This is a genomic window from Bacillus cereus (genome assembly GCF_002561295.1).
GTDB lineage: Bacteria > Bacillota > Bacilli > Bacillales > Bacillaceae_G > Bacillus_A > Bacillus_A cereus_S.
Genome location: NZ_NTUG01000061.1, coordinates 1 through 12,973 on the forward strand (window position 1 = coordinate 1; position 12,973 = coordinate 12,973).

Below are 12,973 nucleotides of genomic sequence, written 5' to 3' on the forward strand. Positions count from 1 at the left end.
ATTGGTTCAACTAATAATCAGTGTGGATGGGAAAATCCCCCACTGATTAAAGTTTCACTTTATCTAATGGTGTATATGAAGAAAATCGATCGGTTTAAATGTATTTTGAACATTGTACTCCATCAACCGACGTTAGTAAAGTAGAAATGTTTAGGAGAAGAAAAAAACTTTATACATAAAAAAATCACCTCAGCTCACGCTAAGGCGATTTCCTATTCCTTATTTTTTTAGCCCTTGCTCGAGTGTTTCTAACATTTCATGCTTTCCATTTTCATCGGCATTTTGCCAAATGACTTCAAATAAAACACCAAGCCCTGGAAGCATTTTTTCTTCACCACTTTGGATTGCTTCCACAATTGTCTCTTGTAATTCGCCTTGTGTATTTCCAGAAACGTTTGCTAATACAGCGCCGCGTAAATTAAAGTTCATTCTTTTCACCTCTTCTTCTGAATTGAAACTGACGTTAGTTTTTGTTCTTTTTTATGTAAATATGTATGAAAAATAGGCTATAATGATAAGACAAGAAGAGAGGGAAATACATATTATGAAAAACATTGATTCATTACAAAATCCGCGTGTAAAGCAGTGGAAAAAGCTGCAGACGAAAAAAGAGCGCGATAAAAAAGGACTATTTTTTGTAGAAGGATTCCATTTAGTAGAGGAAGCTTTAAAGGCAGGCGTTGCTGTAGAACTTATCGTCTCAGATCAAACAGATCTACCGAAAGATTGGACGGTTTCTGATGTTGAAATGTATATTGTGCCTGAAGCAATTGTAAAGGTACTTCGCGAGACAGAAACGACGCAAGGTGTATTTGCTGTTTGTGAGAAGCATGAGAAAGAAGTAGATCTTACAGATGGGAAATTTCTTTTATTAGACGGTCTTCAAGACCCAGGTAATTTAGGGACAATTATTCGCACAGCTGATGCAGCTGGTATTCATGCCGTTGTGCTTGGAGAAGGATGCGTTGATGTTTATAATAGTAAAGTGCTTCGCTCTACACAAGGTTCTATTTTCCACTTACCGATTGTAAAAGGGAACTTAGAAGAATGGGTAGATAAGTTAAAAGAAAAGAATGTTCCTGTATACGGAACAGCTCTGGAAAATGGAGTTTCATATGGTGAAGTAACGCCGACAGGAAGTTTTGCATTAATCGTAGGAAACGAAGGAAACGGTGTACGCCAAGAGATTCTTACAAAATGTGATCAAAACTTGTATATTCCAATTTACGGCGGGGCAGAATCATTAAATGTTGCAGTTGCTGCAGGGATTTTAACGTATTATTTACAAAGCCCAGTTGCGAACAGGTAAAAAACTTCTTATAATAAGTTGAAGTACATGTTCCTATTGAACATCTAATACAAGTAAAATAATGAAAAACGTTGATAGAGAAGAGTAGCTTACAAAATCGCCATATAGGGAGAGAGTGCCGTAGACTGAAAGCATTCTTATGGTAGACGGAAGTGAATTCACCTCTGGAGTTGACGCCAGGACCATTGTATATGTAAAGGCGTTCCGGTCAAAGCTGACCGTTATCATGAATTGAGTGGGCAGACTTGTTCTGTCAATTTAGGGTGGTACCGCGAATTTACCTCGTCCCTTTTTAGGGAGCGAGGTTTTTTTATTTTTAAAATTAGGAGGGTTCCAAATGGAAGCACGTTTAAAAGAGCTAAAGCAAAAAGCGTTAGAGCTGATTGAAGAAGCGAAAGAGCTAAAGGGCTTAAATGATGTACGCGTTGCGTATTTAGGAAAAAAAGGTCCAATTACAGAAGTATTACGCGGCATGGGGAAATTATCTCCAGAAGAGCGTCCACGTATGGGAGCATTAGTAAATGAAGTACGTGAAGCAATTCAAACGCGTTTAGAAGACAAGGTTAACACGCTAGAAAAAGCGGTAATCGAAGCAAAATTAGCATCTGAAACAATTGATGTTACATTACCAGGTCGTCCTGTAGAAACAGGTTGTCACCATCCATTAACAGCTGTTGTGGAACAAATTGAAGATGTATTTATCGGTATGGGATATGAAGTTGCAGAGGGAACAGAAGTAGAGAAAGACTACTATAACTTCGAAGCATTAAACTTACCGAAAGATCACCCAGCACGTGATATGCAAGATACTTTCTACATTACAGAAGAAACATTACTACGTACACATACATCTTCTGTGCAAGCAAGAACAATGGAAAATAATAAAGAAAAAGGCCCAATTAAAATTATTTGTCCTGGTAAAGTGTATCGTCGTGATGATGACGATGCGACGCATTCACATCAGTTCATGCAAATTGAAGGTCTTGTAATTGATAAAAACATTCGCATGAGTGATTTAAAAGGTACACTGCAAGTATTCGTGAAAAAGATGTTCGGTGAAGATCGTGAAATCCGTCTTCGTCCAAGTTTCTTCCCATTCACAGAGCCATCAGTAGAGATGGACATTTCTTGTATGATGTGTCACGGCAAAGGTTGCGGCACTTGTAAAGGGACTGGATGGATTGAAATTTTAGGTGCAGGTATGGTTCATCCGAACGTACTTGAAATGGCAGGCTATGATTCAAAAGAATATCAAGGTTTCGCATTTGGTATGGGTGCAGAGCGTATTGCAATGTTGAAATATGGCGTTGATGACATTCGTCATTTCTATACAAATGATGTGCGTTTCTTACAACAATTCAAACGAGCGTAAGGGAAGGAGAGGTAAAGAATGTTCGTATCATATCGTTGGTTACAAGAGTATGTAGATATTAAAGATGTAACAGCACAAGAACTAGCAGATAAAATCACGAAAAGTGGTATTGAAGTAGAAGGTGTTGAAGTATTAAATAAAGGTGTAAAAGGTGTTGTCGTTGGTCACGTATTAGAGTGTGAAAAACACCCAGAAGCTGATAAATTAAGCAAATGTCTGATCGACATCGGTGAAGAAGAACCAGTACAAATTATTTGTGGTGCTCCTAACATTGCAAAAGGTTTAAAAGTACCAGTTGCAAAAGTTGGCGCTGTTCTTCCAGGTAATTTCAAAATTAAAAAAGCAAAACTACGCGGTGAAGCTTCTCACGGTATGGTTTGTGCACTTCAAGAGCTTGGCATTGATGGGAAACTAGTTGCGAAAGAATATGCAGACGGTATCTTCATCTTCCCAAGTGACGCTGAAGTTGGTGCGGATGCACTTGAAATTTTAAACTTACATGATGAAGTACTTGAACTTGGTTTAACACCAAACCGTGCAGATTGCTTAAATATGTTAGGTGTTGCATACGAAGTAGCTGCGATTTATGGCCGTGAAGTGAAACTCCCAGCTGCAGACTTACAAGAAATTGCAGACAAAACGTCTGATTACATTTCTGTAAGTGTAGAAGCAACAGAACAAAACCCATTATACATTGCAAAAATGGTGAAAAACGTAAAGATTGGTCCATCACCAATGTGGATGCAAACACGTCTTATGGCAGCTGGTATTCGTCCAATTAGCAACGTAGTGGATATTACAAATTACATTTTAATTGAATACGGTCAACCATTACACGCGTTTGACTATGATAAATTAGGTTCAAAAGAAATCGTTGTTCGTCTTGCAAAAGAAGGCGAGAAGATTCAAACATTAGACGATCAAGAACGTACATTACAAGGGCATCACCTTGCGATTACAAACGGATCAAAAGCATTAGCTGTTGCTGGTGTAATGGGCGGAGCTGAATCTGAAGTTGATAACGATACAGTAAACGTTCTTATCGAATCTGCATACTTTGAAGGTCAAACAGTGCGCCGCGCATCAAAAGACTTAGGTCTTCGCAGTGAATCAAGTGCACGTTTCGAAAAAGGAATCGACCCAACACGTACATTCGAAGCCATTCAACATGCAGCTGCTTTAATGGCGAAATATGCTGGTGGCGAAGCACTTGAGGGTGTGGTAGAAGTTGATAACTTACAAGTACAAGAGCGTACAGTATCTGTTACAGCTGAAAAAGTAAACCGTGTATTAGGTACAGAAATCTCTGCAAGTGAAATGGGTACAATCTTCACAAACTTGAAATTCCCATTCACAGAAGTAGAAGGAACATTCCATGTGAACGTACCAGTACGTCGCCCTGATATTACAATTGCAGAAGATTTAGTAGAAGAAGTAGGTCGTCTGTACGGCTATGATCATATTCCCGTTACATTGCCAACTGGTACAATGACGCGTGGTAAATTAACAGCGGCACAAACAAAACGTCGTAAAGTACGTCGTTACTTAGAAGGTGCTGGTTTATATGAAGCAATTACGTATTCATTAACAAGCGCTGATAAAGCGAAACAATATATGGTTGAGCCAAACGAAAAATCGCCTGTAAATCTTGCACTTCCAATGAGTGAAGAGCGCAGCCAACTTCGTTTAAGCTTAGTACCACAATTATTAGAAGCAGTTTCATATAACAATGCTCGTAAAAATGACAGTGTTGCATTATATGAAGTAGGTTCTATCTTCTTACCAACAGCAGAAGGCGAGCTTCCAAAAGAAGAACAACATCTTGCTGGTGTGATGACAGGCCTTGCACTTCACCATGCGTGGCAAGGTGAGAAGAAAGTCGTTGACTTCTTCGTTGCAAAAGGTGTGTTAGAAGGATTGTTCGACGTGCTTGGCGTTGCAAGCAGCATCACATATGCTCCTGCAAAACGTGAAGGTATGCACCCAGGACGTACAGCGGATATCTTACTAGATGAAGAAGTAATTGGTTTCATCGGTCAGTTACACCCAGAAACGCAAAAACAATTAGATGTGAAAGATACATTCGTATTTGAATTATCTCTTGTAAAAGTATTCGGTGCAGACGTAGAGGAAACTTACTACTCAGCAATTCCACGTTTCCCATCTATGACACGTGATATGGCAGTTGTAGTAACGAAAGAAGTAAAAGCTGGCGAAATGAAGCAAGTAATTGCAGAAGCTGGCGGAGAACTTCTAAAAGAAGTAACGCTATTCGACTTATACGAAGGTGAGAAAATGGAAGAAGGCAAGAAATCACTTGCATTCTCTATGAACTACTTCGATCCAGAACGCACATTAACAGACGAAGAAGTAACAGAAGCACATAACCGTGTCTTAACAGTGGTAGAAGAGAAATTTGGTGCGGAGTTACGTAAGTAAAAAAGCAGCCTTGTGGCTCATAGCCATCAAGTTAAGGTTATGTATAATTTTCATCAAAAACAGCTACCCTTTCATGGAGTATCCGTGAAAGGGTAGCTGTTTTTATGTTTTCAATGAATTTTACGGAAGAATTACAATTATTAAGTCAGGAATTAAAGAATACATTTTCACTTTCATTTTTAGAATCACTTGCATATGAGACAGGAATGATTCAACGTAAAAGAAAATGTAAAGCACAGGATATCGTTTCTTTATGTGTCTTTTTAAGTAAAAAAGTTGGAACAGAATCTTTAGTGAGTCTATGTGCCAAATTCAAGCGTTAATAGGAAAAAAGAAGGTAAACTTAAAAGGTGTAAAAAATAGGGAACTTTCAAAATAATAAACTCTCAAATTAGTAGGGTAGTTGAGTAGTTACATTTTTTTATTTGAATATCCTTACTTTTTATTTTCCATGTTATGATAGAGATGTTAATGAATTGAAGGGGTGGATTTTATGAAGTTTGGGAAAATGGGATTAGTGGTTGTGGCAAGTTTAAGTCTTTTCGCTTTATCTGCTTGTGGAAAATCTGCAAAAGAAACAGTTGTTTCTTCAACAGAAAGCATTTTAAACGCAAAGCAAATGGAATCAAGCGGTTCAATTTCTTTTAAATTCGATTCTAATGCGAAAGATATGAAAAGAGAAGATAAAGCGGCAATGGATATGTTAAAAAACATATCAATTACAGTTGATTCAAAAACAGATAAAGATGCAAAAAAAGACGAAGTAACAATTGGTGCAAATATTAAAACAGATGCAATGAAAATGGATATATCGATTCCAATGTTTATGGATGAAGGGAAAGAGGCTTTATATGTAAAAGCGAATAATGTAAAATCACTATTACAATTAGCTGGCGTTCCTGGTGACAGCTTTTCTACTCTAGAAGGAAAAGTTATCAAAATGGATATGAAAGATTTAGGAGAAGTAGATACAACAGAATCTGAGAAAATCCAAGAGAAAGTACAAAAAGCGTTATTAGATGCAATCAAAGCGCTTCCTGAAGACAAATTTACAAACGAAAAAGATGTATATACTGTGAAATTAACAGGTAAAGATTTAAAAACAGTGATTGAAAAGGTATTTGATGAAATTTCTACAATGAAAAACTTCACTGGAACAAAACAAGAAATTGCAGACTTTAAGAAAGAATTGAAAGGTGCAAATCTTGATAAATCTTCTATTTCTTTAACTTATACAATGGATGGAAAAACAATTAAAAAACAGGATGCAGCAATTCATGTCGAAGCAAAAGATCCTGAAAACGAAAAAGAAACAATTAAATTTGATATGAATATTAAGTCTGATATCAAATCTATCGATAAACCAATCAAATTCACATTCGATACTTCTGAAAAGAACATTGTTCCAATGGATGAGTTACAAAAAATGATTGGTGAGTTTATGAATCAATCCATGAGGGGCGGGGAAGTAACTCCTGTTCAACCAGCTCCAACAGAACCTGCAGCATAAAAAAAGACCCCTTAAGGGGCATAGCTATTAAGTTAACAAAAATAAACCAGATGCNNGCATCTGGTTTATTTTTGTTCAGATAGTTTTTTACAGATATATCCTGTGAAATAGCCAGCGTCTAGTGCGACCGCTTCTACTTGAAATCCAAATTTATCGACTTGTGCTTGAAGGCGTGCTAAATACGGCTCGGAATCCGCAACATTTCCAGCCGTAATAAAGGTGTCTGTAATAATATTATATTTTGCGTCAGTTGTTCTATGATCTAAGGAATGAAAGCCATTTGGTTTTCCATCTCTCATTAAAAAACCACTATCTGGATCCGTTGTACTTACACGTGTTTTCTTGATTGGGGTATCATGTTCCTTTCTAGGATTTAATTCTTTTTTCCATGTTTCTCTCGATCTTCATTGGCTGCCGCTTCTAACTCTTCTATATATAATTTAGGGCGTTCTTTTTTTACTTTGTGCACAAATTTATTGTTATTCGCATTTGCCTTCACATGTGTAGAATCTGTCATCAATGCACGTCCTCCCACCATACGATGTTCCATCGCTTGACGTACAATTTCATTAAAGATTTCTTCAGAAATATCCGTATGAAGAAATCGAGTACGACGATTTCAACTAATAGTAGAATGATCTGGAACCGTATCTGATAAAAAAAACCTAAAAACCAACGGTAGGCAATATTGGTTTTAATCTCTTTCTCTAACTGACGTTCAGATCGAATCTCATAGAAATAAACAATGAATATCATTTTGAATAAAACAATTGGATGAATAGACGGACGACCATTATTTTCGCAATAATAAGGGCGTAACTTTTCCTCGATAAAGTCAAAATGAATCGTCGCTTCAATTGTGCGCAGAAAGTAATCTTGGGGAACTAACTCTTCAACAGAAACTGATACACGCTCATCACGATGATTTTTTAATGCCCCCATCATAATAAACCACTCCTTTTCCTCTTTTTATCATTGTTGACAGATGAAAAGACTTTCTCCACAGCCTGAAAAAAAGCAGCCGTTTGGCTGCTTTTTTATTTGGATTTTTACTAAAATGCTCCGTTATACACAAGGTGAAAGGACGGTTATTTCTCCAAAAAAAGGTGCACCATTTACTGTGCCTGTAGCAGTAAGTGTGATATCTCCTGGGCCAAAAGCAGTAACAGTAGCGTTAAAGAATCCACCTTCTTCAGTGAAAACAGTAGTTGGAGAAACAGTTGCTGCACCTTGTATTGTGAGAAAGACTGGTATTCCAGCAAATCCAATTCCATTCACTAACAATCGACCTGGTGCAACAACGGGAACGTTACAATCTTCACTTGTAAAACCAAGTCCAAGATCCACTTCAGTGCTAGTTACAGGAATTCTTCTAACGCAGACTTTAATGACTTCTTTTTCTCTGAAACTAAAAGCAACTCGTAAGTCATTTATAAATCCAAAATTTTGTTCTTGTGCAGAAACTTGTCCAAGAACTGCCACACCAGTGACTTCAAAAAGGTCACCTTGGTTGGCATCTGCGCGCTCAATAGCACTTTGAAAAGGAATATCGTCGAAAACTTCAAAACCTGGCACTAGAGTACCATCTTCTAAAACGGCTGTATAAGTTAATGTTTTACGAACTACTCCACAAACTATAACCTTTTCTGGGATTACATTTTCAATATCAGCTTCAACTGTAAGTGTGAAGGTAACTGTATTTTCAAGCGCTGGGGGTACGAGTTGTGTTGTGTGCTCAATAACAACTTGGGAACAAGTCGTTGGATTAATGAGGGGACAAACCATTAATTATTCCTCCTATATGTTATATGACATATGTTTCCGTGTTATAGATTATGAAATATATTCGGAGTTTGTATAGGGCGGTATCTTGGACAAGCTTCCTAATTTAATATGTTCTAATCAAATAAAGGAAGTATTTTATGTTAGAAATACTTGTAAGTATGAATTTAGTACATAAAATGATTTAATTTTATCTCGCATTAACGGGCAGTGAGATCTTGACATCAAAATCCAGCAAGAGCAAAGAAGTTAGGTGGGGAACAATTGCTCGTAAAAGCCTGATTGGTTCAACTAATAATCAGTGAGGGTGAAGAACCCCCGCTGATTAAAGTTTCACTGTATCTTCATGAAGAGAGGCTATTGATTTGCTAAGTAATCATTTTTATGGAAACTTTTACAATATCCTTTTCTATAAAATTGAAAGCAAGCGTTTTCCTATCCCATAGAAAAGTATTAGTTTTTCCAAAGTTAGCTTCATTAGAGAAAACTTCACTGAGTACTTTTTGTTCGCTAATGCTAAATTGATGATTTTCTTTAATATCTGTTGATTCTATAAGACACTGAAAGGGAACATCATCTTGGATGCTATGATTTGGAATCTCTCTGTTATGAATTACTGCTGTATAAGTAACAGTTTTACGGATAAACCCAACGATGACGACTACTTCTGAACATACCTTTTCAATTGTAGTAAATATTTGCTTATCAACTGTGACAGTTCCTTTTTTGGCAGGAGGAATTAGCTGGATCTTATGTTCTACAATTTGTCTGCAGCACATTGTTATTGCTTTAGGAGGTTTTACTGGTTTGATTGTTTTTTTGAATTTGGCAGATTTGGATAATTTTATTGGTTTTTGAATTTCAGGAAGTTCTGGTAGGCCAACATCAGGAAAAAAAGGTATGTTTGTAACGGAATGTTTCTTATAATATGGACTCATTCATGCTTCCTCACTTTTCAATAATGTATAGTGTAGGATATGCTTTTTAAGTTGTAGATGCATGTTTTTAACAATGAATTGAAAAAATGAGCTACTGTCATGTATAGAAGAAAAATGAAATGTCTTTTCATCGTTTATTGTTTATCCCGCATTAACGGGNNGGGCTGATAATCAGTGGGGGGTGAAGAAAACCCCCACTGATTAAAGTTTCACTTTATAATTTGGAATAAATATTTATTTTGACGGAGGGGATTTATGAAAAAAATAATTGAACAATTAAAGCCGTATTTAAAAGTAAGTGAACAACTGGAATTATATACAGTCGTTTTAGAAGATGAAGAGAATACATTTGAGATTGTTGAGAAACATACAGATCAATCGTTAGCGTGTTATGGGTTGAATGAAAATGGGGAAATAGACTATTTTCAATCGTATATAGAGTTAAAGAAGGTAGAGGATAATCAACTACTTCGTGCAGAAATATATGAAAAAGTACAATCTTTTATAAATACATTTACTCCGCATCTCATACAGTCGGCTTTTTTTGCATGTATCATTGAATTCGATATGATGTATCACATTGTTTATGAAAAGAAGGATGAGAGATTTGGATTATTTTTACCGAATTCAGGTTTCACAATTGATATTACAAAAGATGGCCGTCTGTACCAACTTTTTTCTCATGTAGAGGAATATCAAATTAATTATCCGGAAAATCCAATTTCAAAAGAAGAAGCGAAAAAGAAGTATATAGAAAACCTAGAGCTTGAATTGATGATTTCAAAGGTCGATAAAGAAACATTTGCCAATGGTGATGATACGTATCATCTTGTATATGTACCGAAAGACTATGTAATGGGTATTGCACCTGACGGAGAACTGCATACAATCGAAAGTTATGATGGGTTTCTTCAAATATATGAAAAGATAGAAAAATGTATAGTCCAAAACGATATGATTCGAGAACTCGTAGGATTAAGTGATAAACATATAAAATTTCATACAGATATAGTGGATAATGAAGTCATAGAATTTTGGGCGAGAAAAGAACAGGTACAACATATCGTCCAAGGAGAAGGGGAACAACCGTCGCAGGCGATTCAAGTTTGCTTAGATAAAGAGACTGGGAAATATATGAGTATAGTGAATAATGAGCAATACAAACAGAATAAAGAAGCCTTAACAGAAGAAGAAGCAAGAGAAAGGGCGCTGCAATTTTTATTTACTCGTTATCCAGATGCAAATGAGCGATTTATGATTGAAAAGAGTCATCCTGCTCATCACCTGATGTGGGAAGAAGAGGATGAAGACTATGAATCGGAGTATGTTTTTTATTTTCAACCTATGTATCATGAGGTCAAAGTCAATATGTATAGTATGACAATTAGCGTTGGAAAAGAATCTGGAATTATTACCCGTTTTCACGCTTGTGGCTTTGATGAAAAGGAGATCGTTGGCATTTCTATAGAACCAACTATTTCAATTGAAGAAGCAAAGGAAATTGTCATGAACGCTGTAGATATGGAGTTTTCGTGGGGAAAAGAAGTTGAAGAAGACGTGACAAGCTATCATGCGTGCTACATGCCTACCTTTCCTAAGACTAACGGACATGTGAAGATGATTGAAGCGCAAACAGGTAAGGCTTTTTACATTGATACCGGAATTATCATGGAAGAAAGTTGAGATATCTTTTATGCTAGGTATCTTGCATCTTTCCCTCGAATGTAGTACATTAATTTTAGTTTAACAAAACGAAAGACGATGATAAGGAAAAGTAGTATATACTATAATCCATAGCGAGTCAGGGACGGTGAGAGCCTGATGAGGCGGTATATATGAAGAACACCTTGGAGTTGCTAACCGAAATTGAATTTTGTATTCAAGAGTAGACTTAGACGGGAATCCGGCCTGTTACAAACCGGGAAGTATGTATTACATACGAGTTAAAGTTGGTCTTTATGACAAATTGGGTGGTACCGCGAAGTTTAACCTTTCGTCCCTTTATGGATGAAAGGTTTTTTTGTATTTAAATATATCAGCAAAGGAGAATTTTACTATGGAAAACACATTAGTAAAAAGTCTGTATAGAGATACAGAAAAGTATGCAGATCAAACAGTACAAGTATCAGGTTGGATTCGTAACTTACGTGATTCAAAAGCATTTGGTTTCATCGAATTAAACGACGGTAGCTTCTTCAAAAGCGTTCAAATCGTTTTCGATACAGAATTAGAGAACTTCAAAGAAATTGCAAAGCTTCCACTTAGCTCTTCAGTCAAAGTAGAAGGTAAAGTAATTGCAACACCTGGAGCAAAGCAACCATTTGAAATCAAAGCAGAAAAAATTGATATCGAGGGCTTATCAGATTCTGATTACCCACTTCAAAAGAAACGTCATACGTTTGAATACTTACGTACAATCGCGCACTTACGTCCAAGAACAAATGCATTCTCTGCAACATTCCGCGTACGTTCTATCGCAGCGTTTGCGATTCACCAGTTCTTCCAAGAGCGTGGATTCGTACATGTTCACACACCAATTATTACTGGTAGTGATACAGAAGGTGCAGGCGAAATGTTCCGTGTAACAACGCAAGACATGAACAATGTGCCAAAAGGTGAAGATGGACAAGTTGATGAATCAAAAGACTTCTTCGGTAAAGAAACAAACTTAACAGTAAGTGGACAGCTGAATGCTGAAGCTTATGCATTAGCATTCCGTGATGTGTACACATTCGGACCTACATTTCGTGCGGAGAACTCAAACACAACTCGCCACGCGGCTGAGTTCTGGATGGTTGAGCCTGAGATTGCATTTGCTGAATTAGGCGACGTAATGAACCTTACTGAAGATATGCTGAAGTATGCAATGAAATACGTATTAGAGCATGCTCCAGAAGAAATGGAATTCTTCAACAGTTTCGTTGATAAAACAGTTCTAGAGCGCATGAACAACGTAATTAACTCTGACTTTGGCCGTATCACATACACAGAAGCAATTAAGGTGCTTCAAGAATCAGGTGCAGACTTCAAATACCCAGTAGAATGGGGTATTGATTTACAAACAGAGCACGAAAGATACTTATCAGAAGAAATCTTCAAACGCCCTGTATTCGTAACTGACTATCCGAAAGACATTAAAGCATTCTACATGCGCTTAAATGATGACGGTAAAACAGTAGCAGCTACTGACCTTCTTGTTCCTGGCATCGGTGAATTGATCGGCGGTAGCCAACGTGAAGAAAGAATGGATGTTTTAGTAGACAGAATTAAAGAATTAGGCATGAATGAAGAAGATTACTGGTGGTACTTAGAACTTAGAAAATATGGCGGTACAAAACACGCTGGATTCGGCCTTGGTTTCGAACGTTTCCTAATGTACATCACTGGTATGGCAAACATCCGTGACGTCATTCCATTCCCAAGAACTCCAGGTTCTTCAGAGTTTTAAGATATGAAAAAAGCGAGAGATTCTCTCGCTTTTTTTGTTCGCTTTTATTTCATATTTACCCCGCATTAACGGGCATTCATATTCCCACCTCAAAATCCGGCGAAAGCAATGTCCAGCTCTAGCGGCTAAAATCTCCAGCCGTTTCGCTCCCTCGGACGAGGCAAAAAGCGCCTCT

10 protein-coding genes, 2 pseudogenes and 2 other annotated features are annotated in these 12,973 nt (G+C 37.1%); of the genes and pseudogenes, 7 read left to right on the plus strand and 5 right to left on the minus strand.

The genetic code is table 11. The features are described from left to right. Window positions 1-219 precede the first annotated feature (219 nt). Window positions 220-429: a small acid-soluble spore protein SspI gene (sspI, locus tag CN373_RS24140; protein WP_001010501.1), complete on the minus strand. Its 210-nt coding sequence runs from the start codon at window positions 427-429 to the stop codon at window positions 220-222. 82 nt (window positions 430-511) lie between these two features. On the opposite strand from sspI, the gene CN373_RS24145 reads away from it, so the two are divergent. From CN373_RS24145 to CN373_RS24165, 5 genes and pseudogenes are all read left to right on the plus strand, one after another. Beyond that, entirely contained in the window at window positions 512-1,309 is a 798-nt protein-coding gene (locus CN373_RS24145; RefSeq protein WP_002057995.1) for a TrmH family RNA methyltransferase, read from the plus strand. 62 nt (window positions 1,310-1,371) lie between these two features. Next, window positions 1,372-1,602, plus strand: a binding site (T-box leader). 44 nt (window positions 1,603-1,646) lie between these two features. Further along, a complete protein-coding gene (gene pheS, locus CN373_RS24150; protein WP_000388225.1) occupies window positions 1,647-2,681 on the plus strand; it encodes a phenylalanine--tRNA ligase subunit alpha in 1,035 nt (344 codons plus the stop codon). A gap of 18 nt (window positions 2,682-2,699) precedes the next feature. Then, the gene (gene pheT / locus CN373_RS24155) at window positions 2,700-5,120 is read left to right on the plus strand and encodes a phenylalanine--tRNA ligase subunit beta (protein WP_098360324.1); all 2,421 of its coding nucleotides are present in this window, start codon (window positions 2,700-2,702) and stop codon (window positions 5,118-5,120) included. A gap of 104 nt (window positions 5,121-5,224) precedes the next feature. After that, window positions 5,225-5,431: pseudogene (locus CN373_RS24160) on the plus strand (IS4 family transposase); the annotation flags it as partial. 182 nt (window positions 5,432-5,613) lie between these two features. After that, window positions 5,614-6,630 carry a hypothetical protein gene (locus tag CN373_RS24165; RefSeq protein WP_000668267.1) on the plus strand — a complete coding sequence of 339 codons (1,017 nt, stop codon included), beginning with the start codon at window positions 5,614-5,616 and terminating at the stop codon, window positions 6,628-6,630. Window positions 6,631-6,701: 71 nt separating this feature from the next. On the opposite strand, the pseudogene CN373_RS24170 reads toward CN373_RS24165, so the two are convergent. The 3 genes and pseudogenes from CN373_RS24170 to CN373_RS24180 form a co-directional block, all read right to left on the minus strand. Continuing rightward, window positions 6,702-7,575: pseudogene (locus CN373_RS24170) on the minus strand (transposase); the annotation flags it as partial. Between the two features lie 120 nt (window positions 7,576-7,695). After that, on the minus strand, window positions 7,696-8,415 hold the full coding sequence (locus CN373_RS24175; protein ID WP_000227089.1) for a hypothetical protein: 720 nt from the start codon (window positions 8,413-8,415) through the stop codon (window positions 7,696-7,698). 365 nt (window positions 8,416-8,780) lie between these two features. Beyond that, window positions 8,781-9,350 carry a hypothetical protein gene (locus CN373_RS24180; RefSeq protein ID WP_098360325.1) on the minus strand — a complete coding sequence of 190 codons (570 nt, stop codon included), beginning with the start codon at window positions 9,348-9,350 and terminating at the stop codon, window positions 8,781-8,783. A 255-nt stretch (window positions 9,351-9,605) separates the two neighbouring features. On the opposite strand from CN373_RS24180, the gene CN373_RS24185 reads away from it, so the two are divergent. Further along, the gene (locus CN373_RS24185) at window positions 9,606-11,033 is read left to right on the plus strand and encodes a YcdB/YcdC domain-containing protein (protein ID WP_098360326.1); all 1,428 of its coding nucleotides are present in this window, start codon (window positions 9,606-9,608) and stop codon (window positions 11,031-11,033) included. 69 nt (window positions 11,034-11,102) lie between these two features. After that, window positions 11,103-11,354: a binding site (T-box leader), on the plus strand. A gap of 52 nt (window positions 11,355-11,406) precedes the next feature. Next, window positions 11,407-12,798, plus strand: a complete 1,392-nt coding sequence (gene asnS / locus CN373_RS24190; RefSeq protein ID WP_098360327.1) for an asparagine--tRNA ligase — start codon at window positions 11,407-11,409, stop codon at window positions 12,796-12,798. On the opposite strand, the gene CN373_RS25745 is transcribed toward asnS, so the two are convergent. Then, window positions 12,787-12,973 (minus strand): hypothetical protein (locus tag CN373_RS25745; protein ID WP_346426379.1); only part of this gene is annotated, 187 nt, incomplete at its 5' end. The genes asnS and CN373_RS25745 overlap by 12 nt on opposite strands.